Here is a 23935-nt window from a genome sequence, read left to right on the forward strand (position 1 = left end):
AGCGACACGCGCTCCCGCAAATCTTCTATCTTCCTCCTGCTTCTTTTGCGGCGAGCACGAGCATCCAACTTTGCGGACGCTGTACGCCATCTCGCAGAAGCTCTTACTTCTCGGCAATCGCCGCGATGCCCGGCAGAACCTTGCCCTCAAGGAACTCCAGCGTCGCACCGCCGCCCGTCGAGATGTGCGAAATCTTGTCCGAAAGCCCCGTCTTCTTCAGCGCCGCGATGGAATCGCCGCCGCCGACGATGCTCGTCGCGCCCGCCTCCGTCGCATCGGCGACGGCTTTCGCGACTGCGAGCGTGCCCTTGGCGAACTCGTCGCACTCGAAGACGCCCATCGGACCATTCCAAATGATCGTCTTCGCGCCCTTCAGCGCTTCGACATACGCCTCAGATGTCTTCGGGCCGCTGTCGAGCGCCTGCCAACCGTTCTCCACCTTGTCGACCGCAACGACCTTCGTCTTGCCCTCGGAAGCAAACTTCGCCTCGTCAGCGAGCGGGAACATGTTCGCGACGGCGACATCGAGCGGCAGGATGACCTTGACGCCCTTCGCCTTCGCCTTTTCGAGAAGCTCCTTCGCGAGATCCATCTTGTCCGGCTCGCACAGTGAATCGCCGATCGGCAGCCCCTTGGCCGCATCGAACGTATGCGCCATGCCGCCGCCGATGATGATCGTGTCGACCTTCTCGATCATGTTGCTGATGACGCCGATCTTATCCGAGACCTTTGCGCCGCCGATGATAGCGACGAAAGGATGCGCGGGTGCTTCGAGCGTCTTGCCGATGTAGTTGATCTCCTTCTCCATGAGGAACCCTGCGACCGTTTCAAGATCAGAAGCGATGCCGACATTCGAGGCATGAGCGCGGTGCGCGACGCCGAAGGCATCATCAACGGCGACGTCCGCAAGCGAGGCAAGCTGCTTGGCGAAAACGGGATCGTTCTTCTTCTCTTCCTTGTGATAGCGCAGGTTTTCGAGGAGCAGCACCTCACCAGGCTTCAAGTCCGCAGCCGCCTTCTCGGCCTCAGGCCCTACGCAGTCGGACGCCCACTTCACATCCTTCTTCAGGAGTTCCGAAAGGTGCTTGACGAGATGCTTCGTCGAGAACTTCTCCTCCTTCGCCTCCGTCGGGCGTCCGATGTGGCACGCGAGGATCAGCGCCGCGCCGCCGTCAAGAAGATAATTGAGCGTCGGCAGCGTGCGCACCATGCGCGTGTCATTCGTGATATTCATCTTGTCATCGAACGGCACATTGTAATCGACGCGCACGAAGACCTTCTTGCCCTTGACGTCGATGTCCTTAATCGTCTTCTTGTTCATAAAAATCCTCCCATAAAAAGAACAGAGGCCCGGCCCAAACGCGGCCGGACCTCATGGATCTTGACTCAGCTGATTTTTTCAGAAAGGCGCGCTAGCTTCGCCTCTCCCGTATTTCGCCGACCGCTCTCGCTCTCAGAAAGCGCTGAATTTATTCGTGCTTTCCTTACTTCAGTTCAGCAAAGTACTTGATCGTGCGAACCATCTGGCTCGTGTAGCTGTTCTCGTTGTCGTACCACGAAACAACCTGCACCTGCGTGTTGCCGTCACCGATGGGGCTGACCATCGTCTGCGTCGCATCGAAGAGCGAGCCGTAGCGCATGCCGACGATATCGCTGGAGACGATCTCGTCCTCGTTGTAGCCGTAGGACTCCGTCGCTTCCTTCTTCATCTGCGCGTTGATCTGCTCGACCGTGACCTCACCCTTGACGACAGCGAAGAGAAGCGTCGTCGAACCCGTAGGAGTCGGGACGCGCTGCGCAGCGCCGATGAGCTTGCCCTTGAGCTCGGGGATGACGAGACCGATCGCCTTCGCCGCGCCCGTCGAGTTCGGCACAATATTGACGGCAGCGGCGCGGCTGCGGCGCAGATCGCCCTTGCGCTGCGGGCCGTCCAAAGTCATCTGATCGCCCGTGTAGGCATGGATCGTCGCCATGATGCCGCTCTGGATCGGCGCGAGGTCGTTGAGGCCCTTCGCCATCGGAGCAAGGCAGTTCGTCGTGCAAGAAGCCGCCGAAATGATCTTGTCCTCAGGCTTCAGGATCTTGTGGTTGACATTGAAGACGATCGTCGGCAGATCGTTGCCGGCAGGCGCCGAGATGACGACCTTCTTCGCGCCGGCGGCGAGATGCGCCGAAGCCTTTTCCTTCGAGGTATAGAAGCCCGTGCATTCGAGTACGACGTCGACGTCATGCTTGCCCCAAGGAATCTTCGAGGCATCGGCTTCCTTATAGATGTTGATCTTCTTACCGTTGACCGTGATGGAGTCCTCGCCGGCTTCCACCTTGTCCGCGTATTCGTACTTGCCCTGCGTCGAATCATACTTCAAGAGGTGCGCGAGCATCTTGGGGTTCGTGAGATCGTTGATGGCTACGACTTCATAGCCCTCTGCATCAAACATCTGACGAAACGCGAGGCGGCCGATACGTCCGAAACCATTGATCGCTACTTTTACTGCCATTTGTAAAATACCCCCTAGTCCTTCCCCCGGCTTTGCCCGGCGGCGATACAGACGAGGCACAGAAAGTTCGTGCGCCGTCTGCGAAACCTTCCGGCAAGGGCAAAAGCCCCTGCCAATTCTTCTTTAATATTACACTAGAACGGGAGCGATTGTCAATGATATTCTAGGTTAGGAAATATTCTGAGAAGACATTGAAGGCAAAAGAAATATTTGTTATAATATGGGGAGAATATCCTAGGAAGATTCCGTGTGAATCATCAGCATGACCCGGCAGGGAAGCAGGGAGGAAAGAACGATGAGCATCTCTTCAATTTCAGTCAACCCCTACGGCTCGGCAACGTTCGAGAAGATCAACTTGAACCTCGCCGAAGTAGGACGCCAGAAGGCCGCCCAAGGATGGCACGAGGCAAAGGAAGTCTACAAGTCTTCGCCCTTCGGCAACGATACGAAGCTCGGTACCTCGAAATTTCAGCAGTCAAACAAGGAAGCAGAGCAGCTTGCCAATCGCTCGATCGCGCAGTCTGCACGCGCGGCGAAGGAGATCTACATGTCCTCGCCCTTCGGCAATGACACAAAGATCGGCACGTCAAAGTTCCAGCAGTCGAACGAGGAGGCGATCGCCCTCGCCGACCGCTCGATCGCCAGCTCCGCCCGAGCCGCCAAGGCGTACTACATGGGCTCAATCCTCGGCAACGATACGAAGCTCGGCACGTCGAAGTTCCAGCAGGCAAACGAAGAAGCAGCACAGCTCGCCGACCGCTCGATTGCAAAGTCGGCACGCGAAGCAAAGGCCGTCTACATGGCCTCGCCCTTCGGCAACGACACGAAAGTCGGCTCATCGAAATTCCAGCAGGCAAACGAAGAAGCTTTTGTCCTCGCTCAGCAGTCGGCATCGCGTGCCTCACGCGCCGCGAACGCCGTTTCCAAATCCTCGCCCTTCGGCAACGACACGAAGGTCGGCTCGTCCGCCTTCCAGCAGGCGAACAAGCGCATCGTCGAGACGGCCGCACGCCATACGCCGTCTGTGCTGCAGCAGGCGAAAGCCGCCTACATACGCCAGATGCAAAATGCCGCCGAAGCCGCGAAGAACCCCACGCGCAACACAAAGGTCGATGTCGGCGCATAAGCAATGCGCCAATACATACCGAAGCCACGAAGAGAGCCTGCCGCATGTTCGTCATGCGGCAGGCTCTCTTTTGAAGCCCGAGCAACCCGAGCAGGAGGCATTCCCCAGATGACAACATATATCGACGGTATCTCTCTTCGCGCCGCACGGCCTGAAGACGCGGCACAGCTCTCGGCGATCTATCGCCCCTACGTGCTCCATACGGCAATCTCCTTCGAGTACGAGGCGCCGTCTGCAAACGAATTTCGCACGCGCATCGAGAGGACGCTCGCGCACTATCCCTACATCGTTGCAGAACGCGCAGGCGAGGCGCTCGGCTACGCCTACGCTTCGCCGCTCCATCCGCGCGCCGCTTATGCTTGGGCGGCGGAAAGCACCATCTACATCAAAGAGGAAGCGCACGCCAGAGGTCTCGGCAAGAGACTTTGCCTCGTCTTGGAAGACGAGCTTCGCCGCATGAACATCGTCAGTCTCAATGCCTGCATCGCCGTCCCGCGTACAACGGACGATCCCTACCTGACGGAAAACAGCTGGAAATTCCACGAGCATATCGGCTATCGTCTCGCGGGGCGTTTCCACCAATGCGCCTACAAGTTCGACCGCTGGTACGATATGATATGGATGGAAAAAGACCTCGCGGCGCACGAAACCCCGCCGCAGCCCGTGAAGCCTTGGCGGGGTTTTCTATAATATTCACCGTCTTTGCGGTACGTCCCTTCTTCCTCCTCAGTCATCAATCTCGCGGTAGAGCACCGCGCCTGACTGCGCATCGAGGATCAGTTCATACTTCACATTGTTTGCATAGCACTTCACGCGATACACGGGCTGGAACAATGCGCGGTTCGGCGCAGGAGCAGCGGACGCCGTGCCAGGAGCAGGACTCGCAGCATCCGGTGCAGGGGCAGGCGGCTGCTGTGCATCAGGCACCAGAGCAGGCGACTTCTGCTGCGGCGCGGGAGCGTCCGGCGCCGGCATCTGCCTGTCATGTACATCCTTCGGCTGATCGCCGCGATGATCCTTTCTCTCGTGCTTGTCCTTCTGATCTCGATGATCCCCCTCACGATGCCCCCCCTTGTGCTTGTCGTCATCGTGCTTCATCCCCTTCGCGCGATTCTCCGTAAGCTCGATCCTTCGGTAAGTCACCGCCGTCTCATCCACGCCGATGGCGTCGGCGACGAGCGTGCGCACCGCATCCTCCGACAAGAGCGCGAAGCCTTCCTTCTCCGCCTGCGTCCGAACCATCTGCGTGCGCGCCTCGCTGACGCGCTCCTTGGCGGCGACCTCCTGCCCGTGATGCCAATAAGCGCCACCGCCCGCGAGCACCGCGCCGAGAGCGGCGACGACGCCTGCGCGCTTCAAATTCTTCGCCGAGAAGATACCCTTCGCCGTTTCCATGATTTTGTTTTCCATTTGGAAAGCCTCCTTTTACATTGAACGTCATGTCATAAATGCCTCTGCTGGGCGGCTCATGTGCTCGCCCCTTGCATGGTTCAAGTATACGGCGTGCGCTTAAATCCCCAACAAACGAAAGCTAAACAAAAACGAAACAAAAGGGAAACAGTTGCAAGAGCCGACACAAAATCGGATATTTCCTGTATAATGGGAGACAAACATCATCCTTGTGGCAACTAAGGAGGCCTCCATGCTTAAACTCCGAGACATTTCCCTCAAAAAGCGCATCCTCTTGACCAACTTCCTGATGATCGCGCTTCCCGTCGGCTTCCTGCTCGTACTCGGCGGCCTGCTCTTCGCGGGGCTCAAGACGACGGGCACGATCCGCGACGCGGAGCTTGCGCTCCTGTGGCAGGACAAGCGCGAGGCACTTTCCATACAGCTTGCCGTAAGCTCCCTCAAGGCGAAGGCCGATAGCGGCAAGAAGGTCAGCGAGATGGAGGCGGACTGCCGTGCACTTGAGCGATGGGGGATCGATAGCCTCATCGCCAAGAACGGCGAGACCGTCTACGCCTCCCCTGGCGCCGACCCACAGGAACTCCTGCAAGACGTCCAAATGATCGCCGACAGCTCTCGCTCCTTCCTGCGCTGGGATGAGCGCGGTCTCGCACTCCTCTATCGCGCAGAGAAAACGCGCACCGTCGTCATCGCGCGCGGCCCCATCCCGTTCCACGCGCGTGCGCCAAAGGAAGAAGATCCGCTGCACGATGTATGGGAAATCCTCGCCTACATCTTCCTCGCGGCCATGGCCATCGTCATCACGGCGCTCGGCCGCTATCTCGCACGCCTGCTCTCCGAGCAGATCCTCTCGCCCTTGGAAAAGCTCAAGATCGCCGCCGAAGAAATCCGCCGCGGCAACCTTGACGCCTCCCCCGCCATCGATTCAGCGGACGAGATCGGCGCGGTCGGTCGCTCCTTCGACTTCATGCGGCAGTCACTCAAAGAGGAAAAAGCGCGGCGCGAAAAGTATGACGAGAATCGCAAGGAACTCATCGCGGGCATCTCGCATGATCTAGCGACGCCCCTGACCGCCATCAAGGGCTACGCGAGCGGCATCCTCGACGGCATCGCCAAAAGCCCTGAGAAGGAACGCCGCTACATCGAGCAAATTCACGAAAGCGCCTGTCTGATGGAAAACATGGTTGAAAACCTCTTTCTCTTCTCGAAGCTTGACCTCAAGAAGATTCCCTTTCATCTGGAAAGCGTCGCCCTCGCCGACTACCTCGCCGACTTCGCAAGAGATCGAAGCGACTTGTTCGCCGTGCGCGGCCTCGCGCTTTCCTTCTCTTCTGACGGCAGGCCGTGCCGCGCCGCCATCGACCGCACGCAGTTCCCGCGCGTCCTTGAAAACTTCCTCGAAAACAGCATCAAGTACCGCCGCGAAGACGTGCCCGCCGCGCTTCACATCCACATTGAAGAAGCGGGAGAAACCGTCCGCCTGAGCTTCACCGACAACGGACAGGGCGTGCCGGCAGAAGCCTTGGGCAAGCTCTTCGACACCTTCTACCGCACCGACCGCGCACGCACCGACACGAGCAAGGGCAGCGGCCTGGGACTGGCCATCGCACGCGAAATCATCTGCGCGTGCCACGGCACGATCCGCGCTGAGGCGAATCCAGCGGGCGGACTCATCCTCAAGATCACCCTGCCGCGACAAGAAGACACGACTGAAGAAAGAAGGGGCGACGCATGAAACGCATCCTGATCATCGAGGACGACAAAGCGATTGCAGAGCTTGAGCGCGACTACCTCGAAGCCAACGACTTTTCCGTGGAAATCATCGCCGACGGCAAAAAGGGCGAAGAAAAGGCGCTTGACGAAGACTTCGACCTCATTCTGCTCGACCTCATGCTGCCAAGTGCGGACGGCTTCTCCATCTGCCGCGCCATCCGCCGGGAAAAAGACACGCCGATCCTCATGGTCTCGGCACGTCAGGAGGAAATCGACAAGGTTCGCGGCCTCGGCCTCGGCGCCGACGACTACATCGTCAAGCCCTTCAGCCCCAATGAACTCACGGCTCGCGTCAAGGCGCATATCGCACGCTACGAGCGCCTCACGCAAAAGACGGTGCAAAAGTCGGGCAGCATCTTCACCGGCGGACTCGAAATCTGCCCCGAAGCGCGCCGCGTCTTCACGGACGGTAAGGAAGTCTCTCTCACGCGCCGCGAATTCGACCTCCTACTCTTCTTCGCGGAGAATCCCGGCATCGCTTTCAGCAAGGACAAGCTCTTCGACCGCATTTGGGGCATGGACGCCCTCGGCGACACGGCGACCGTCATGGTTCACATCAACCGCATCCGCGAAAAGATCGAACCGAACCCCGCCACGCCCATTTACATCGAAACCGTCTGGGGCGTCGGCTACCGCTTTCGAGGTGACGCCGGGCATACAAGTTAAAACGTCTTACAACGCATCAAACACAAAGAAGGAGCTGCCGCACCGTCGCGGCAGCTCCTTCTTTGTGTTTGATTCCGATCTTAGAACGCGGGGACGATCGCGCCCTTGTACTTCTCGTCGATGAACTTCTTGACTTCCTCGGATCTCAGCGCCTTCATCAGCGCCTGGATCTCGGGACGCTTCTCGTCGCCCGTGCGCACGGCGACGATGTTGACGTAGGGCGAAGTGCTGTCTTCCATGAAGAGCGCATCCTTCGTCGGAACGAGGTTCGCCTGCATCGCATAGTTCGTGTTGATGACGGCGGCATCGACGTCATCGAGCGTGCGCGGCACCTGCGCGGCTTCGACTTCCTGGAACTTGAGGTTCTTCTTGTTCTCCGTGATGTCATGCACCGTCGGGTTCGTGCCCGCGCCTTCCCTGAGCTTCAAAAGGCCAGCCTTTTCAAGAAGCAGGAGCGAGCGGCCGCCGTTCGTCGGGTCGTTCGGGATCGCGACGGACGCGCCGTCAGAGAGCTCGTCGAGCTTCTTGATCTTGCGCGAGTAGACGCCCATCGGCTCGATGTGCACGCCGCCGGCGTTCGCGAGCTTCATTTCCTTGTGCTCGGAAATGAAGTTGTCAAGGTATGGCAGATGCTGGAAGAAGTTCGCGTCAAGCTCCTTGTCGTTCAGCGCGATGTTCGGCTGCACATAGTCGGTGAACTCGACGATTTCAAGCTTGTATCCTTCCTTTTCCAAGAGCGGCTTGATCGTCTCAAGGATCTCAGCGTGCGGCACAGGCGTCGCGCCGACCTTGATGGTCTTGGATGCACTTTGTCCGCCGCAGCCCGCAAGGGCAAGGACGGAGAGCGTGAGCGCCGCGAGGATGACGAATAGTTTCTTCATAATTTTTCCTCCTTGTGAATGGGACTCTTCGGTGAAAGCCGACGAGGCTGCACCTTCGCCCGCTTTCATGAAAGTTACTTTTTATTCAAGCCGTTCGCCAGGCGGTTGCCTAGGAACTGGACGATTTGCACGAGGACGATGAGGATGACGACAGTCGCGATCATGATGTCGGGGCGAAAGCGCTGATACCCGTAGCGGATCGCGAGATCGCCGAGACCGCCGCCGCCGATCGCGCCCGCCATCGCCGACTCACCGACGAGGGCGATGACGACGGTCGTGAGCTGAGCGACGATGCTCGGCATGGACTCAGGCAAAAGCACGCGCCGCACGATCTGATAGGGCGTAGCGCCCATCGAAAGCGCGGCTTCAACGAGTCCTGCTGGCACTTCCCGAAGCGACGTCTCGACCTGACGTCCGATGAACGGGATCGAGGCGAGGACGAGCGGCACCATCGCCGCCGTCGTGCCGATGGATGTCCCGACAATGAAGCGCGTGAACGGGATGATCGCGACCATCAGGATGATGAACGGGATCGAACGAAGCGCGTTGACAACAGCGCCGATGGCGCGGTTCAAAGGCATACATTCGAGGATCTGCCCCTTCGCCGTCGTTGCGAGCAGCACGCCGAGCGGGATGCCGATGAGGCTCGCGACGATCATCGAGACGACGACCATGTAGACCGTCTCGCCGAGCGCCTTCGTAAGGAGCGGCAGCATATCAGCGGACATAGCCGATCACCTCCTTCGTAAGATCACGCGTATCGAGGTAAGAGAGCGCACGGTCGATCTCTACCTGCTCGCCCTTGATGCCGACGATCATGCGCCCGTAGGGCACGCTCTTGATCTGGTCGAGCGTGCCGTAAAGAATGGACACCTCGATGGAAAAGCGCCGGATGACATCGGCGATGACGGGATCGTCAGCGCGTTCGCCGAGGAACGTCAGGCGAAGGAGCAGCTCGCCGCCCTCGACAGGCTCAGGCGAAAGTTCCTTCTTGCGGTAGTTGATCGGCAGATCGTTCGACAGGAGCGTGCTGACGAACTCGCGCGTGATTCTTTCTTTCGGCTTCGTGAAGATGTCGAGCACGGAGCCTTTTTCGGCGATGACGCCGCCCTCGATGACGGCGACTTTGTCGCATATATCCTTGATGACCTGCATTTCATGCGTGATGATGACGACGGTCAGGCCGAGCTTCTTGTTGATGTCTGCGATGAGATGCAGGATCGACTTCGTCGTCTGCGGATCGAGCGCACTCGTCGCCTCGTCCGACAAGAGCACCTTCGGATCGGACGCGAGCGCCCGCGCGATGCCGACGCGCTGCTTCTGCCCGCCCGAGAGCTGAGACGGATACTGCTGCGCCTTGTCGGCGAGTCCGACGAGCGCGAGGAGCGGCTCGACCTTCGTGCGGATCTGCTTCTCGTCCGTACCGGAAAGGCGCAGGGGGAAGGCGACGTTGTCGTAGACGGTCGCCGAGGACAGCAGGTTGAAGTGCTGGAAGATCATGCCGATGCCCTTGCGCTCTTCGCGAAGCTCGGCCTCGCTGAGCGCGGTCAAATCCTTGCCGTCGATGATGACCTTGCCCTCGGTCGGCCGCTCCAGCATGTTGATGCAGCGGATCAAGGTCGACTTGCCCGCGCCCGAAAGGCCGATGATGCCATAGATCTCGCCGCGCTCGATTTCGAGGTCGACGCCCTTTAGCGCCGTGACCTCGCCCGCCGCGCTCTCATAGCTTTTCTTGATGGCAGCAAGCCTTATCATGCTCATAAAATCACATCCTTGTGACTGCCGCTTTTGCAGCAGCAAAATTCATACCAAATTTATATGATTTGCATGTTATCACAGTGCAGGCGACTTGTCAAGAACATTTCTGACGACTACAAAAAATCGCCTGCGTCTTTGCCGCCACATACACTCTATTCTACGCGATTCGTCTTCTTTTGTATAGTCAAAAAAACGCGTGCAGCGTCGAAATGCTGCACGCAGAAGCACATCTCCGTCAGTCGCGCGAAAAGCCGCCGCTTGCCTCCCCTGCCGCTCTTTCCAGCGCTCCAAGCTCGCCCTCCTCAGTCAGCACATAGAGCATGTCGCCCGCCTTGAGCATGAGGCTGCCCTGCGGCAGAAGCTCGATCGTGCCGCGCCGCACATTCATGACGTAGCCGTGCGCTCCCCAGTCGATCGCAGAGACGCATCGACCCTCCATCGCGCTTCCCGCCGCGACGCAAAGCTCCGCCATGACGCGGCGGCGCGAGCCTCTCGCGCCCTGCCCGCGCGAACGCTCGTAAAGCTCGTCGTAGATGGGTCGGCCGCCCGTGAGATCGTTGACGAGCGCAGCGCAGGCGGAGACGCAGACGACGGCAAGCAGGTGCTCAAAGGAGCCGGTGATCTCCATGATGAGGAGGCTCGCCGTCAGCGGCGCCTTGATGCTTCCTGCGAAAAAGCCCGCCATGCCGAGGACGACGAAGGTCGGGCAGAGTGCCGCGGGCAGAGCGCCAAGCGCGGCCGCTGCCGCAGCGAAGAGCGCACCGGAAAGCGCACCGAGGACGAGAACGGGCAGGAAGATGCCGCCCGGCACGCCCGAGCCATAGCAGAAGACCGTAAAGAGGAACTTGCCGATGAAGATGACGAGGATCGCGCCAAAGACGAGCGGTTCCTGCACCATGCGGTTGACGAGAAAGTTGCCGCCCGAAAGGATCTCAGGCAGCAAGAAACTGAGAACGCCCGCCGCGAGGAACGGGATCGCCGTGCGAAGACCGAGAGAAGGCACAAAGCGCCCCCAGGTGTCGAGCGCGAGGCAAAGCACGCGGTTGAAGAGCCTGCCGAGCGCACCCGAGAATATGCCGAGCAGGAAGAGCAGCAGGTACGCGCTGCCGAGCGGCACGGCGGGCACGGAGTCGACGGCGAACATCGGGCCAACGCCGAAGATCTCCTGCGTCACGAAGCCCGCGGCGATGGCAGAGCCGAGGACGCCCATGAGCATCTGCGGCGAGAAGTTCTTTGCCAGCTCCTCGAAGGAAAAGACGAGACTCGCCAAAGGCGCGTTGAAGATGGCGGCAAAGCCTGCGCCAGCGCCCGCCGTCAGAAGGAATCGCTCCTCGGCACGCGCACGCCCGGCCGTGCGGCTGACGCCTGCCCCCACACAGGCGCCGATCTCCACGCTCGGGCCGCCGCGCCCAAGCGACAATCCCGCACCGATGCCGAGCACGACGCTGGCGAACTTGCCGAAGAGCACGCGCGCCCAGCGCAAGTGACTGTCGCCGCGCAGCACGCCCTTGAGATCGGGGATGCCGCCACCGCCGACCATGGAGTCAAACTGCATGAGATACCGAACGACGACGGAAAGCGCAAGAAGAGCGAGGAAATACCCCGCCGTCCAGAGCGGCGAAGCGTCGCGCAGGAAGTCGTAGAGCACGGGGCGCAAATGATCGGCGCTTTCCAAGAGCCAGTGATAGAGCGCGATGACAGCGCCCACGAGGGCGCCGATCAGAAGCCCGTCCGTGAAGAGGCGCAGGCGAAAGTGCGCGGGCTTTTTCACATAGAGAAGCGCACGCTCAATATTTTCCGGCATCGTATCTTTCCCTCCCAAGCGAAAAGCCGCGCAGCCTCAAAGGATGCGCGGCTCTTGACGCTTGCTCAAAACGGCTCGCTTATGGGCGTCACGCCAAGCCAAAGGCGAACACCGTCCGCGCCTGCCACTTCTTGCCCGAGCGCAGGAGCGGCTGCGGGAAGTTCGCATGATGCACGGCGTCGGGGAAGACCTGCGCTTCGAGCGTGAAGCCTGCGCGCGGAGCGAATGCCGCGCCCGCCTTGCCCGCGAGCACGCCGTCGAGATGGTTGCCCGAGTAGAACTGCACGCCGGGCTGCGTCGTGTAAGCGTGCATGTGGATGCCGGTCTTTTCAGCATAGGCGTGGGCGAGCTTATGGAGGTTCGCGTAGTCGATAGGGCACGCGGCGTCTTCGCCGAGACCCAGTTTCTTCGCCTCTTCTTCAGCGGGCGTTTGATCGAGCACGAAGTTGTGGTCGTAGCCGCCCGCCCAGCGCATCTGGCTGAACGGCGCGTCGATGCGTGCGCCGATCTCCTTCATCTCACGGAAGTCGAGCGGCGTCCCTTCTACGAGCAGGATGCGCCCGTCAGGAATCAGCTCATTGTCCGTCGGCGTGTACTTCTCGGCGAAGATGCGGATCTTATGGTCGAGCACCGAGCCGGAGCTGAAGCCTTCGAGATTGAAATACGTATGATGCGACGGATTGCAGATCGTATCGCCGTCCGCCTCCGCTTCATAGGAAATAACGAACTCGTTCTTCTCGGAGAGCGCATACGTCACGGCGAGCTTCAAGTCGCCCGGGTAGCCGCCCTCGCCCGCAGGACTCAGGTAGCGAAGCACAAGCGCCCCGTCCTTTTCTTCCGCCGCCCAGACCTTCTTGTCATAGCCGCCCAAGGAGCCGCCGTGCAGATGATTCCTGCCCTCGTTGCACTCTAAGACGTACTTCTCGTCGTCGATCGGCAAATCGCCGAAAGCGATGCGCCCCACGGAGCGCCCTACGATCGCGCCGAAATACTTGTCGTCCGCCTCGTAGCCTTTGAGATCATCGTAGCCGAGCGCCACGTCGATGCTCTTGCCCTCTCTGTCGGGCACGATGAGCGACTGCACGCGCGCGCCGTAGTCCATGATGCGAACCCTCATGCCGCCGCTGTTCTCCAACGTATAAAGCGTGATGAGCCTGCCGTTCTTCAGCTCGCCGAACGCTTCCTTCGTGATCTTCGCCATCTGCTATCACCTCCCTGCTTCTTTCTCTATGAGTGCCGTAAAATCCTCCCTCGCCATAGGTTTTGCAAAATAATATCCTTGAATTTTGTCACAATCGATGCTCGACAAGAAATCGATCTGCGCCTTCGTCTCCACGCCCTCGACGACGACGCTCATCTTGAGATCGTGCGCCATCTCGACGACGCGCCGCAAGATGGTGGGCGCACGCTCAGAATCTTCGAGATTTTGCACAAATCCCATGTCGATCTTCAGAATATCGACCGTCACATTCTTGAGCATGTTGAGCGAGCTGTAACCGCTGCCGAAATCGTCCATGAGGATCGTGAGGCCGATGTCGTGCAGCCGTTTCAGGACGCTCAAAAGCTGCACCGGATTGTCCGTATAAGCCGACTCCGTAATTTCCAGGCGCAGGAGCGAAGGATCAAGCCCGTACTTCTGCAAGAGACTGACGACCGTATCGCAGAAATCGTTGTCGTAGAAGTTCAGCCGTGAGACGTTGACGGAGACCGGCACGACGGGAAGTCCCGCGCGGATGCGCTCGGCGAGCATACGACAGACCTCCTCCCACGCGAAGCGGTCGAGCCGCACGACGAAGCCGTTGCGCTCGAAGAGCGGCACGAAGCGCACGGGCGGAATGATGCCCGCCGTCGGATGACGCCAGCGCACGAGCGCCTCGGCGCTGACGGCGCGTCCCGCCTTGATGCTGTAAATCGGCTGATAGTACACGCAGAACTGCCCCGAAGAAAGCGCCTGCTCCATCTCGCGGAGCAGCATTTGCTCTTCGAGCAGCGTCTCGCGCATCTTCTCGTCGTAGTAGGCATAGCGCTTCTTGTACAGCCCTTTGACCGTATTGAGTGCCATGTGGGCGCGGTCACACATCTGATTGACGGGCACCAGGACATCGTCGACCGGATAGATTCCCGCATAAAAGAGAATATTGTTCTTGATGCCGAGGGAGAAGATCGCACTGTCTATGCCTTCGAGCAGAATGTCGATATCAAGCATATCCTCGGGCATGCAGATGGCGAAATGGTCGGCCTCCATGTGGGCTGCAACGCCGATGCCCTCAGTGATCGTCTTGAAATACGTGCCCGCCGTCTTCAAGATCAGATTTCCTGTTTCGATATGGAAAAGATCGTTGATGATCTTGAAGCAGTTGATATCAAAATACAAGATATTGTAGCGCACGCTGCGGTTCTGCTGCAAAAGCTCGACCGTCTTCTCGTAAAACGCCTCGCGGTTGTACACACCTGTCAGGGCGTCGATCTCGATGTGGTGGCGCATCTCCAGGATCTGCCGCTCACGCGCCGCCTGTTCAAGTTTGCGCCACTCGTTCTCCATGCGCGCCATGACATTCTTCACGCGGCATCGCACGATTGTCGGATTGTACGGCTTCGTGATGAAATCTGCCGCCCCCATCTCCATCGCGCGCACCTCGACAGTACGTTCATTGCGCGCCGTCGTGACGATGACGGGAATTGCCGACAGACGCTCGTCGTGCTTCAAGCGGGCGAGCAGGTCGAAGCTGTCCGGTCCCGGCATCACGAGGTCGAGCAGAATGATGTCAACGGTCTTTTCCGCGAGCAGCGCCATCATCTCATTGCCGTCCGCCGCCTCCAGAAGATCGTATTCCGCTTTGAAAAATTGCGCGAGAATGGCACGATGCATCTCCACATCGTCCACGATCAGCATCACAGGTTTCTTTTCCATGAGACTACCTTTCCTGTCACAAAGAGCCGCTGATTCCTCGATGTTTCCATAGGAATCCTTTCTCCTATATTCTATCACAAAGCGAGCATAAGTAAAAGGTCTTATTTTTTATTTCATTAGTGCAAAAGGCAGGGAAAAAGAGGGGGCAAGCCGGTCAACCTGCCCCCTCCTTCATGGCGAAAAGACGACCGTGACCGTCTCGCCCGGATCGATGACGCTGTAGGCGGGCGCACTCTGGTAGCTTGCCCTGCCCGAGCCTTCAGCTTCGAGCGTCATGCCGATCTCGGCGAGCTTTTCCGCCGCCTCGCGGATCGTCAGGCCGTCGAGGTCGGGCATGACGACTTTGCCGCTCGGCACGACATCGGGCAGGCGCGGCTTCTTCTTCGGCAGCGCCTGCGCTTCTTTCTGCGCACGCTTCTCGTCCATCTCGACGAAGGGATCGCTCGACGGTTCGATGTGCATGTAGCGGAAAATCTGCGAAAAGATCGCACCCGCGACGGGTGCTGCGATCTGTCCGCCGTAGAAGTTGCCACCTGACGGATCGTCGAGAATGACGAGCACGACGACCTTCGGATCATCGACGGGCGCAAAGCCGCAGAACGACGCGATGTAATGGCCGTCCATGTAGCCCGCACCGTTCGGACGAATCTTCTGCGCCGTGCCCGTCTTGCCGCCGATGCGGTAGCCCTTAACCTGCGCTTTCTGTCCGCCGCCCGCCGCGACAACCTGCTCCAGAAGCCCGACGAGCGTCTTCGTCGTCGCCGACTGCAGCACGCGGCGCACCTCGTCGCGCTTCGTCTGCAGGTAGGTCGAGCCGTCGGCGTTTCGGATCTCCTTGACGATATGCGGCTTCAGAAGGACACCGTCGTTGGCGATCGCCGCCATCGCCGTCACGAGCTGCAACGGCGTCACGGCGATGCTCTGACCGATCGCCATCGTCGCCATATCCGAATCGCGCATGTTCTCCGGCTCGAAGAGGATGCCGCCCTCCTCCGCCGGAAGCTCCACGCCCGTCGGCTCGCCGAAGCCGAAGAGCTTCGCGTACTTTGTGAGCCTTTCGGCGCCGAGATCGAGTCCGACGAGCGCGAATCCCGTATTGAGCGAGTTCTTGACGACATCGGTGAACGTCACCGTGCCGAAGCTCTCGCCGTTCCAGTTCTGTATGCGCCTGCCCGAGACCATGACGTAGCCAGGATCGACGAAGATCTGGTTCGGCGTGACAATCTTCTCCTCAAGCGCCGCGCCCGCCACGACGGACTTGAAGGTAGAACCCGGCTCATAGATCGAGGAGACGGCGAGGTCCTTCCACGTCTCGCTCGAATACTTGCCGAACTCGTTCGGGTTGTACGAAGGCCGCATGGCGAGCGCGAGGATATTGCCCGTCTTGGGATCCATGACGATCGCTGTCGCATGCTGCGGCGCGTTCTCCGCCATCGCGCGGTCAAGCTCCTGCTCCACGATGAACTGAATGTTGCTGTCGATCGTCAGTGTCACCGCCTTGCAGCGATCGCCCGTATACGTGTCCGGCATGAAGAGCGAGCTTAAAATCGGGCGGCTCTTCATGTCCGTGAGGATGAAATTTTCCTCCTCGACGCCCTTGATCAAGCCATCGAATTGCTGCTCAATGCCGTCGAGTCCCTTGTCGTCCGTGCCGACGAAGCCCAGGACGTTCGCCGCGAGCACGTCGTTCGGATAGTAGCGCTTCGCCTCATCACGAAACCCCAGGCAGTCGCCGTATGACTTTTCGCGGATGAGCGCCTTCACGGCATCCGACATGTACGGCTCCATGCGACGCTTGACCCAGACGAAGCCGCCGCCCTGCTCGATGTCTTCCAAAATGTCTGCCTCGCTGAGGCCCACGATCGGCGCGAGGTCGGCGGCAAGCTGCGCCGCATCCCCGACATGGCTCGGGTCGACGAAGAGCGACTTCGTCATCGAGGAAACGGCAAGCTCCCTGCCGTTCGCATCGAGAATCGCGCCGCGCGGCGACTGCGCCACGCGCTCCTCCCCCGACTGCATGCGCACACGCTCCGACATCTCCGATCCCTTGACGATCTGCACCCAGCCGTAGCGGCAAAGCGTCAAAAAGAACAGGGAGAGCACGAACAGCACCACGATCTGCACGTTGTCGCGCACGCGCCGCCTGCGCTTTTCCGCGCGCTCCGCCTTATTTTTCACGTTCAAGCTGAAAACCCCTTGTCGTTTTTGTTTTCTATTATAGCATAGTTATGGTATAATGTAAGTGGTGCTATCCAAGCGGTAGGCGGTCGATTCTTAGCCCCTAGGCGGTCAACGTCATCCGCGCATCTGCGCTCTTCGAGCTTGATTTGCGGGACGTTTTCGCATACGAGCCATTTGCCAATCAGCTACGCCCTGCGGGCTTGCTTTTTGGATGGCTCAGCAGGGGCGTTGCTTATGGAACTGTACGATTTTTTGTCGTTGGTTTTCCTCGTGACGATTTGCGTCGTTGCGTTAAAAGCAAAATAAGAATCCCCCGCCACGAGCGACCAACTTAGGCGGAGGATTCTCTTCCACATGAGACAGGGGCTGACCGTTTACCGATAGCACCTTTTCCAGTTTTATTATACGACAGAACCGTGACCAAGTCAAACTCTTCACCAATGATACTTCTCGCCGCGATTGATCTTGAACGCGCGATAAATCTGCTCGTAGAGCAAGAGCCGCACCATCTGATGCGTGAAGGTCATCGGCGAAAATGAAATTCTAAGATCGGCGCGATCTCGCACCGCTGGCGACAGGCCGAACGCGCCGCCGATGAGGAACGTGAGATCGCTCTGCCCTTGAAGCGCGAGCGAGGCAAGCTCTTTTGCCAGCACTTCCGACGAAAGGAGCTTCCCCTTGACATCGAGCACGATGAGGAAACTCTTCTCCGGCACGAGACGCAGGAGACGCTCGCCCTCTTTTGCGAGCGTCTCCTGCCTTTGTGCTTCGGACGGATTCTCCGCCATATATTCTTCGCGCGTTTCCCGAAGCTCCACAGAAGCGAACGGAGCGAGGCGTTTCTCATACTCAGCGACGCCTTCCCTCAAGTACTTCTCCTTGAGCTTTCCCACGGCGACGATGCGGATCTTCATCGATTCGACTGCGGCATTTCCTTGAGCGTCACCGTCACCGTTTCCTTCTTGCCGTCCCTCTCGATGACGAGTTTGACTTGATCGCCAACCTTATGTTCCGCAACAGCCGCGCGGAGATCGGCGACGGTGTTCGTCTCCTTGTCGTCGATCTTCAGGATCAGATCGCCGCGCATGACGCCCGCCTGATTTGCAGGGCCGCCGAGTTCGAGATGCTCAACGTAGACGCCCTTGTCCGCATTCAGCGTGTAGCCGGCGCGTGCCGCCGTCTCCTTGTCAAAGATGCCAACGCCGAGGTAGGGGCGCACGACGTAGCCGTTCGAGAGAAGCTGATCGATGATCTCCTGCACCGTGTTGATGGGGATGGAAAAGCCGATGCCCTCTACGCCATTCGCCGCAATCTTCGCGCTGTTGATGCCGACGACCTCTCCGTCCGCATTGACGAGCGCACCGCCCGAGTTGCCGGGGCTGATCGCTGCATCCGTCTGAATGAGCTTCAAGCGGCGCTCACTGATGTCGAGCGTACGGTTCAAAGCGCTGATGACGCCCGCCGTCACTGTTCCCTGAAACTCAAGCCCCATCGGATTGCCGATGGCGATGGCCGGCTCGCCGACGACGAGATCATCGGAATTGCCGAACTTCGCCGTAGGCAGCCCCGTGGCCTCGATTTTCACAACGGCGATGTCCGTAAGCTCGTCTGCCCCCACAAGCTTCCCCTTGAAGCTGCGCCCGTCCGGAAGCGAGACAGTGATCTCCTTCGCGCCCTGGATCACATGGTTATTCGTAACGATGTAACCATCGCTCTTAAAGATGACGCCCGAGCCGACACCCTCCGTCTCGACCGGCATATTGAACCAGTCGCGCACGACCGTCTTGTTCGTGATGCCGACGACGGCAGGGCCTACCGCGCGTGCCGCACGAACTGCCGGCGTGTTGCGCGCATCCGACAAAGGCTTCTGGCTCGCCGCCTGCTCTACGGCAATGCCGCCCGCAACGGAATTGTCCTTCTCCTTCGCCGTACTGTCCGAGCAGCCCGCGAAGAGCACGGCACCAACGACGAAGACGCCAATCGCGCCCGAAAGAACCTTCTTCTGCCTATTCCAAAAACAAGTCATGCAAAACCCTCCTCCAATTTCGGGGCGCGAGCGAAACCTTCGCCAACATCGCCCACTCTTCGGGAAGAATGGAACCCTTCCGCACTTCCCTGGAAAATGAATCACAAACTACACGCACAAACGTCCACTTTGTGGACATTGTGCGCCGCCCTTAGTAAAGTCATTATAGCACGCTTTGCATCTTTCGCAAGCGACACGGCCATGTTTCAGCAAACTGTAACGTAAACGACGGGACATTTCTCTGCTCCACCGCCTACATTACAATTTGCTGCCCTGCGCCCTGCCGAGGAAAAACACACTGCAATGCAAAAGCCGATGCACGAACGATTCCCATGCATCGGCTCTTCTCTTTTTCCGCTTCGGCTCAGAGCGCAGCGCCTGCTGCCTTCTTCTGCTGTGCATCCTGCGCAGCTGCCACGGCATCCTTCGGTGCAGCATCCTTCGCCGCATCCGCTTTCGGCGCATCGTCTTTCTTCACGAGCTTGTCGAAGCGCCCCATGATCTCGTCGTAGGTCTTGCCCGTGATCTCTGGCATATCTTTCTTGCCCGTCATCTGCTTGAAGTCGATGCCCGCCTGCTTGAAGCCATCCTGCACGGCAGAGCGCAGGGCTTCAAGCTTCTTCGGATCGTCGCCCGCGATCGACGTCGCCATGCTCATGATGCGGTCAGCCACTGCCTTGACCGACCAGTCGCCGCCGTCGGCAACCGCCTTCGCCGCTTCCTCCGGCGTCGTCGCGACATCAGGCAAAGCAAACTGCGCCGTCAGCACCTTGCGCCCGTCGAAATTTAGGAAACCCACGCCATCCTTCTGCCATGCCTGAAGCTGTGCATTCTGCTCCGTCATAGTCTTGATGAGGATATTGTAGCTGTTGTCGATATCATCCTGCAGAGCCTTGACCTCGTCTGCCGTCAAGCCCTTTGTCTTGCCGTTCTTCGCCGGCTCGTCCGTCTCAGCAGCTTTCGCGTCCGCCGCCTTCTTTTTCGCAGCGTCAGAGATCTTCACATCAAAAGCAGCGCCTGCATCCTGCGCCGTCTTCGCCGCATCTGCCGCGCCGCCTTTCGGCATTTGCGCCGTCTGCACGCGCTCCGTCTGCGGCAGCTTCGCCGCACTCTGATTCATGGCATACGCCATCTTGCTCATCGCTGTTACATCCATGTTCGTTCCTCCTACTCTGTCTTCAAAGCGCCCCGTCCTATGGGCATTTTCTTTTATATCGTCATTTTGACGAAAAAAATAAGCATCACGCAGCGAAGTGGACGTTTACACGTGTAGTTTATCAGCATTTCCCTCACCTAACTTCCTTCGGCAAACGTCGAACCGTCATAAAATACGCAATGGCGAGCGGCACGCATGAGCCGAGCCATGCCATGGGATTTCCCAGACAGGCGCCGAGGAAGCCGAGGGCGTCGACAAGCACGATGCCCGCCGTCGCGCGCATGATGAGTTCCATGACGCCGGCGACGGTCGGCACGATGGACTGTCCGAGTCCCTGCAGCGTGTAGCGGAAGATGAAGAGCAGCGACAAGATCCAGTACGTCAGGCCGTTGACGAGGAAATACGTCTGCCCAAGCCGGATCGCTTCCGCTTCGCCTGCACCGACGAAAAGCTCCATCAGGTACGGTCCTGCCGCAATGACGAATGCACCTGCTGCAAGACTAAAGCCGACGGACATCCGACAGCACGCCTGCACGCCCGTGCGGATGCGGCTGAACTTGCCCGCGCCGTAATTCTGCGCCGTATACGCCGCCATGGCTGCGCCGAACGACATCATCGGCATCATGGCGATCGTGTCAACCTTCTGCGCCGCCGCATATGCCGCGACGGGCACTGCCCCCAGACCATTCAGCGCGACCTGCAGGATCACGGCTCCGAAGGCGATGATCGTCGCTTGAAAACCCATGGGCAGACCGATGGCGAGATGCATGCGCAAAAAGCTCCACGATAAGCGCCAATCCTCGCGCCGCACATGAAGCTCAGGCACACGCCTCGCGATGTAGACGAAAAAGATCCCCGTTGCAAGAGCCCACGAAACTACGGTCGCAAATGCCGCGCCCGGAATACCCCAGCCGAATGCGAGCAGAAAAAGCACTTCAAGTGCAATGTTGATGGCGATGCCGACCCCGAGGATGACGGTCGGCATCTTGCTGTCGCCGAGGGCGCGCAGGATATTCGCCGCCATCAATGCGGCAGTGGCGAAGACCGCTCCGCCGCAGATAATCGAAAAGAACGCCGTCGCATTGTCCAATAACTCAGGCGGCGTGTTCATGAATTCAAGCAGCGGGCGGCAGAAGAAGAATCCGACGATGCTCAAGAGGATAGCGATTGAGAAGGAGAGTACAGCGCATGCCGCCGCGCTCTTTCTGACGCCTGCGGCGTCCTTCGCACCGTAGCGCTGCCCCGTACAGATGGCCAGTCCCGAAGTCAGGCCGATGACGAAGCCGAGCATCAGAAACATCAGGCTGCCCGTGCAGCCGACGGCGGCCAGCGCTTCGATCCCGAGGAAGCGCCCGACGAGCAGCGTGTCGATGAAGGCGTAGAGCTGCTGCATGATATTGCCCGCGATGAGCGGCAGTGTGAAGAAGAGGAGAAGCTTCGCGGGGCTTCCCTCGGTCATATCTTTTGCCATGTCATTTCCCCAAGCAGTACGTGACGGCAGTGCGCAGACTCTCCTGCAACACGACGGCATTCGTGTGCAGCGCATCCGCCGAAGGCGCGAGCTTCACAACGTGAAAGATCGGATGATGGCTGACCATGTAATCCGTCGGATACGGTACGACCTCGATGCCAAGTTTCTCATAGTTCAAGACGGAACGCTTCATGTGGAAGGCGCTCGTGACGAGGATCGGGCGCACGAGGCCGTGCTCCTTGAGGATCTTCGCCGTATAGGCCGCATTCTGCACCGTGTTCTGGCTCGCGCCCTCGACGAGGATGCGGCTCTCGGGAATGCCGAGGGAAATGAGTGTGCGCTTGGCGAGCAGCGCTTCCTTGCCGCTCTCCTGGAACACTTGCCCGCCCGATACGAGAATCGGCAGGTCGAGCTTCTGTGCGAGCCGCACGGCGGTCAGAAGGCGCGTCGACGGGCTTGCCGTCAGCGCACCCTCGCCGTCAACGTCGGGCGCATCGGAGAAAGCGCCGCCGCCGAGCATGATGACGACGTCTCCCTCGGGCTTCGCGGGCGGCGCGTAGGCGCCTTCAAGCGCACCCATGAGCACGTCGGCGACGAGATACGTCGACAGGAGGTAGAACACTGCGGTAATGAGCATGATTGCCTTCGCTGCGAAGCGCTCACCCTTCTTCCATGCAAAATAAGCAAGGAAGAGAAAGGCGAGAAAAAAGATACCGGGCGGTAGAAAGAAACTCGCCCCAAATTTCAGAAACTGGATCATCGAACAATTTCCCTTTCCTGGAAAAGAGGATTCCGGCAAGAATCCGCGAATAAAAGCAATAGGTATAACGAAGTAGAATAAAACGGTGAAAAGGGGAGAACCACATGGCAATTCTGCAAGGAAACATCGAAGTCCGCAAGAACGCTGCGGGCGGCAAAGGCGAAGTCAGCCTTGAGCACCTGCTCGGCAAGGAGCAGATGGGCGACAAATGCTCGACCTTCGCACGCGTCACGATCAAGCCCGGCTCGTCACTTGGCTACCATCAGCACAAGGGAAACAGCGAGACATACTTCATCCTGCAGGGCAAGGGTGTCTACAACGACAACGGCACGGAGATCGAAGTCGGCCCGGGAACGACGACCTTCTGTCCCGATGGCGAGTATCATGGCCTGTCGAACGAAAACGGCACGGAAGATCTCGTGTTCATGGCTCTGATCATCAACAGCTGAATATACTTCTAGGGAAGCGCTGATAAATTCAGCCGCCCATCTTCGCATGTCTGCGCGACTTCATTTCATCCGCGCTCTCCAAAAAAAGAACCTGCCAAGGCAGGTTCTTTTTTTACTAGCCCTCGCACTTGCCGCAGAAGTACTCGTATGTGCGCCGAAGCCCATCGGCAAGCGTTGTGGCAGGCTGCCAGTCGAGGCCGCGGCGGGCGCGGCTGTTCGAGAGCATCGACTTGTAGATGTCTCCCTCGCGCTCCGCGCCGTACTTTGGGACAATCTCGCGCCCGCGAATCTCAGCGAGGAGTGACACGAGCTCGCGAAGGCTCGTTTCCGTCTGCGTCGAGAGGTTGTAGGCGGCATTCACTTCCTCAGTACGAAGCGCCGCCCATATACCCTCGGCGATGTCGCCCGCATAGACAAAATCGCGCGTCTGCTCGCCGTCACCGTAGATCGTGATGTCTCGCCCCTCGGCCACCGCCTTGGCGAAGATGCTGATGACACCACCCTCGCCGCCGTCGCCCTGGCGCTCGCCGTAGACGTTCGCAAAGCGCAGGACGACGTACTCCATGCCGTAAATCTTACGATACATCTCAAGGTACTTCTCCACCGAGAGCTTCGACAGGCCGTAAAACGACATCGGCTCCGTCGGCTGCGCTTCGCGCACGGGCAGGTCGTCCTCCTTCACGTCCCCATAGGCGGCGGCGGTCGAAGCGAAGATGACGCGCTTGACGTTCGCCGCGCGTGCCGCTTCCAAGACCTGTACCGTTCCTAGGAGGTTCTCGCGCGTATCGAGAAGCGGATTTTTGATCGACGTGTCGACCATCGTCTGCGCCGCAAGGTGGACGATGGCGTCGAAAGCTCCCGCCGCCACGACCTTCGGCAGCTCCTCATCCAAGATGTCCATCTCGACGAGCTTCGCTTCGGGCGGCAAATTCTCGGCAAGCCCCGTCGACAAATTGTCAAGCGCCGTCACGTTCTCACCCTTCGCGAGAAGATGGCGCACGAGATGCGAGCCGATGAAGCCCGCGCCGCCGGTCACCAGTATATTCAAATGCAGCACCTCCTAAA

The 23935-nt window shown here is 59.2% G+C and carries 21 protein-coding genes; 5 read left to right on the forward strand and 16 right to left on the reverse strand.

Features of this window, described 5'->3' with window-relative positions; genetic code table 11:
* Positions 1 to 103: 103 nt before the first annotated feature.
* Positions 104 to 1321, reverse strand: coding sequence for a phosphoglycerate kinase (locus tag RWS31_RS04555; protein ID WP_314596428.1), 1218 nt, complete (start codon positions 1319 to 1321; stop codon positions 104 to 106).
* Positions 1322 to 1484: 163 nt separating this feature from the next.
* The gene (gene gap / locus RWS31_RS04560; RefSeq protein ID WP_264917544.1) at positions 1485 to 2498 is read right to left on the reverse strand and encodes a type I glyceraldehyde-3-phosphate dehydrogenase; all 1014 of its coding nucleotides are present in this window, start codon (positions 2496 to 2498) and stop codon (positions 1485 to 1487) included.
* A gap of 295 nt (positions 2499 to 2793) precedes the next feature.
* On the opposite strand from gap, the gene RWS31_RS04565 reads away from it, so the two are divergent.
* Together RWS31_RS04565 and RWS31_RS04570 are read left to right on the forward strand one after the other, a co-directional pair.
* Complete coding sequence (locus RWS31_RS04565) at positions 2794 to 3624, forward strand: hypothetical protein (protein ID WP_314596429.1); 831 nt, start codon at positions 2794 to 2796, stop codon at positions 3622 to 3624.
* Between the two features lie 108 nt (positions 3625 to 3732).
* The gene (locus RWS31_RS04570; RefSeq protein WP_314596430.1) at positions 3733 to 4314 is read left to right on the forward strand and encodes a GNAT family N-acetyltransferase; all 582 of its coding nucleotides are present in this window, start codon (positions 3733 to 3735) and stop codon (positions 4312 to 4314) included.
* Positions 4315 to 4350: 36 nt separating this feature from the next.
* Here the strand turns inward: RWS31_RS04570 and RWS31_RS04575 are convergent, their stop codons facing one another.
* Positions 4351 to 5034: a hypothetical protein gene (locus tag RWS31_RS04575; protein ID WP_314596431.1), complete on the reverse strand. Its 684-nt coding sequence runs from the start codon at positions 5032 to 5034 to the stop codon at positions 4351 to 4353.
* Between the two features lie 232 nt (positions 5035 to 5266).
* Here RWS31_RS04575 and RWS31_RS04580 point away from each other — a divergent pair, with 232 nt between their 5' ends.
* Both RWS31_RS04580 and RWS31_RS04585 read left to right on the forward strand, forming a co-directional pair.
* Positions 5267 to 6769 carry a HAMP domain-containing sensor histidine kinase gene (locus RWS31_RS04580; protein WP_314596432.1) on the forward strand — a complete coding sequence of 501 codons (1503 nt, stop codon included), beginning with the start codon at positions 5267 to 5269 and terminating at the stop codon, positions 6767 to 6769.
* Complete coding sequence (locus tag RWS31_RS04585) at positions 6766 to 7473, forward strand: response regulator transcription factor (RefSeq protein ID WP_314596433.1); 708 nt, start codon at positions 6766 to 6768, stop codon at positions 7471 to 7473. The genes RWS31_RS04580 and RWS31_RS04585 overlap by 4 nt, the downstream gene beginning before the upstream one ends.
* Positions 7474 to 7553: 80 nt before the next feature.
* On the opposite strand, the gene RWS31_RS04590 is transcribed toward RWS31_RS04585, so the two are convergent.
* The 12 genes from RWS31_RS04590 to RWS31_RS04645 all read right to left on the reverse strand — a co-directional run bounded on the left by RWS31_RS04590 (position 7554) and on the right by RWS31_RS04645 (position 22421).
* Positions 7554 to 8354, reverse strand: a complete 801-nt coding sequence (locus tag RWS31_RS04590; RefSeq protein WP_314596434.1) for a MetQ/NlpA family ABC transporter substrate-binding protein — start codon at positions 8352 to 8354, stop codon at positions 7554 to 7556.
* 74 nt (positions 8355 to 8428) lie between these two features.
* The gene (locus RWS31_RS04595; RefSeq protein ID WP_006193884.1) at positions 8429 to 9082 is read right to left on the reverse strand and encodes a methionine ABC transporter permease; all 654 of its coding nucleotides are present in this window, start codon (positions 9080 to 9082) and stop codon (positions 8429 to 8431) included.
* A complete protein-coding gene (locus tag RWS31_RS04600; protein WP_314596591.1) occupies positions 9072 to 10109 on the reverse strand; it encodes a methionine ABC transporter ATP-binding protein in 1038 nt (345 codons plus the stop codon). Before RWS31_RS04600 ends, RWS31_RS04595 begins: the two co-directional genes overlap by 11 nt.
* Before the next feature lie 238 nt (positions 10110 to 10347).
* Positions 10348 to 11916: a ClC family H(+)/Cl(-) exchange transporter gene (locus RWS31_RS04605; RefSeq protein WP_314596435.1), complete on the reverse strand. Its 1569-nt coding sequence runs from the start codon at positions 11914 to 11916 to the stop codon at positions 10348 to 10350.
* Positions 11917 to 12004: 88 nt separating this feature from the next.
* Positions 12005 to 13117 (reverse strand): aldose epimerase family protein, encoded by a 1113-nt coding sequence (locus tag RWS31_RS04610; RefSeq protein ID WP_314596436.1) that lies wholly within the window; start codon positions 13115 to 13117, stop codon positions 12005 to 12007.
* A gap of 6 nt (positions 13118 to 13123) precedes the next feature.
* Positions 13124 to 14827, reverse strand: a complete 1704-nt coding sequence (locus RWS31_RS04615; RefSeq protein WP_314596437.1) for an EAL domain-containing protein — start codon at positions 14825 to 14827, stop codon at positions 13124 to 13126.
* Positions 14828 to 14998: 171 nt separating this feature from the next.
* On the reverse strand, positions 14999 to 17011 hold the full coding sequence (locus RWS31_RS04620) for a penicillin-binding transpeptidase domain-containing protein (RefSeq protein ID WP_314596438.1): 2013 nt from the start codon (positions 17009 to 17011) through the stop codon (positions 14999 to 15001).
* 431 nt (positions 17012 to 17442) lie between these two features.
* Positions 17443 to 17922, reverse strand: a complete 480-nt coding sequence (gene rlmH, locus RWS31_RS04625) for a 23S rRNA (pseudouridine(1915)-N(3))-methyltransferase RlmH (protein ID WP_314596439.1) — start codon at positions 17920 to 17922, stop codon at positions 17443 to 17445.
* On the reverse strand, positions 17919 to 19034 hold the full coding sequence (locus RWS31_RS04630; RefSeq protein ID WP_314596440.1) for a trypsin-like peptidase domain-containing protein: 1116 nt from the start codon (positions 19032 to 19034) through the stop codon (positions 17919 to 17921). The genes rlmH and RWS31_RS04630 overlap by 4 nt, the downstream gene beginning before the upstream one ends.
* A gap of 364 nt (positions 19035 to 19398) precedes the next feature.
* Positions 19399 to 20190: a hypothetical protein gene (locus RWS31_RS04635; protein WP_314596441.1), complete on the reverse strand. Its 792-nt coding sequence runs from the start codon at positions 20188 to 20190 to the stop codon at positions 19399 to 19401.
* A 133-nt stretch (positions 20191 to 20323) separates the two neighbouring features.
* Positions 20324 to 21661 (reverse strand): MATE family efflux transporter, encoded by a 1338-nt coding sequence (locus tag RWS31_RS04640; RefSeq protein ID WP_314596442.1) that lies wholly within the window; start codon positions 21659 to 21661, stop codon positions 20324 to 20326.
* Between the two features lies 1 nt (position 21662).
* Positions 21663 to 22421: a YdcF family protein gene (locus tag RWS31_RS04645; RefSeq protein ID WP_314596443.1), complete on the reverse strand. Its 759-nt coding sequence runs from the start codon at positions 22419 to 22421 to the stop codon at positions 21663 to 21665.
* A gap of 104 nt (positions 22422 to 22525) precedes the next feature.
* On the opposite strand from RWS31_RS04645, the gene RWS31_RS04650 reads away from it, so the two are divergent.
* Entirely contained in the window at positions 22526 to 22870 is a 345-nt protein-coding gene (locus RWS31_RS04650; protein ID WP_314596444.1) for a cupin domain-containing protein, read from the forward strand.
* Between the two features lie 115 nt (positions 22871 to 22985).
* On the opposite strand, the gene RWS31_RS04655 is transcribed toward RWS31_RS04650, so the two are convergent.
* On the reverse strand, positions 22986 to 23918 hold the full coding sequence (locus tag RWS31_RS04655) for an NAD-dependent epimerase/dehydratase family protein (protein WP_314596445.1): 933 nt from the start codon (positions 23916 to 23918) through the stop codon (positions 22986 to 22988).
* Positions 23919 to 23935: the final 17 nt, after the last annotated feature.

The sequence above is a fragment of the uncultured Selenomonas sp. genome (assembly GCF_963528755.1).
GTDB lineage: Bacteria > Bacillota > Negativicutes > Selenomonadales > Selenomonadaceae > Selenomonas.

What these genes read in the sequence shown, in the direction of transcription:
- RWS31_RS04600 (WP_314596591.1), bottom strand. Translation starts at nt 10,109, where the DNA reads ATGATAAGGCTTGCTGCCATCAAGAAAAGCTATGAGAGCGCGGCGGGC.
- RWS31_RS04630 (WP_314596440.1), bottom strand. Translation starts at nt 19,034, where the DNA reads ATGACTTGTTTTTGGAATAGGCAGAAGAAGGTTCTTTCGGGCGCGATT.
- RWS31_RS04575 (WP_314596431.1), bottom strand. Translation starts at nt 5,034, where the DNA reads ATGGAAAACAAAATCATGGAAACGGCGAAGGGTATCTTCTCGGCGAAG.
- RWS31_RS04555 (WP_314596428.1), bottom strand. Translation starts at nt 1,321, where the DNA reads ATGAACAAGAAGACGATTAAGGACATCGACGTCAAGGGCAAGAAGGTC.
- rlmH (WP_314596439.1), bottom strand. Translation starts at nt 17,922, where the DNA reads ATGAAGATCCGCATCGTCGCCGTGGGAAAGCTCAAGGAGAAGTACTTG.
- RWS31_RS04590 (WP_314596434.1), bottom strand. Translation starts at nt 8,354, where the DNA reads ATGAAGAAACTATTCGTCATCCTCGCGGCGCTCACGCTCTCCGTCCTT.
- RWS31_RS04585 (WP_314596433.1), top strand. Translation starts at nt 6,766, where the DNA reads ATGAAACGCATCCTGATCATCGAGGACGACAAAGCGATTGCAGAGCTT.
- RWS31_RS04610 (WP_314596436.1), bottom strand. Translation starts at nt 13,117, where the DNA reads ATGGCGAAGATCACGAAGGAAGCGTTCGGCGAGCTGAAGAACGGCAGG.
- RWS31_RS04640 (WP_314596442.1), bottom strand. Translation starts at nt 21,661, where the DNA reads ATGGCAAAAGATATGACCGAGGGAAGCCCCGCGAAGCTTCTCCTCTTC.
- RWS31_RS04565 (WP_314596429.1), top strand. Translation starts at nt 2,794, where the DNA reads ATGAGCATCTCTTCAATTTCAGTCAACCCCTACGGCTCGGCAACGTTC.
- RWS31_RS04615 (WP_314596437.1), bottom strand. Translation starts at nt 14,827, where the DNA reads ATGGAAAAGAAACCTGTGATGCTGATCGTGGACGATGTGGAGATGCAT.
- gap (WP_264917544.1), bottom strand. Translation starts at nt 2,498, where the DNA reads ATGGCAGTAAAAGTAGCGATCAATGGTTTCGGACGTATCGGCCGCCTC.
- RWS31_RS04645 (WP_314596443.1), bottom strand. Translation starts at nt 22,421, where the DNA reads ATGATCCAGTTTCTGAAATTTGGGGCGAGTTTCTTTCTACCGCCCGGT.
- RWS31_RS04650 (WP_314596444.1), top strand. Translation starts at nt 22,526, where the DNA reads ATGGCAATTCTGCAAGGAAACATCGAAGTCCGCAAGAACGCTGCGGGC.
- RWS31_RS04570 (WP_314596430.1), top strand. Translation starts at nt 3,733, where the DNA reads ATGACAACATATATCGACGGTATCTCTCTTCGCGCCGCACGGCCTGAA.
- RWS31_RS04580 (WP_314596432.1), top strand. Translation starts at nt 5,267, where the DNA reads ATGCTTAAACTCCGAGACATTTCCCTCAAAAAGCGCATCCTCTTGACC.
- RWS31_RS04635 (WP_314596441.1), bottom strand. Translation starts at nt 20,190, where the DNA reads ATGGATGTAACAGCGATGAGCAAGATGGCGTATGCCATGAATCAGAGT.
- RWS31_RS04605 (WP_314596435.1), bottom strand. Translation starts at nt 11,916, where the DNA reads ATGCCGGAAAATATTGAGCGTGCGCTTCTCTATGTGAAAAAGCCCGCG.
- RWS31_RS04595 (WP_006193884.1), bottom strand. Translation starts at nt 9,082, where the DNA reads ATGTCCGCTGATATGCTGCCGCTCCTTACGAAGGCGCTCGGCGAGACG.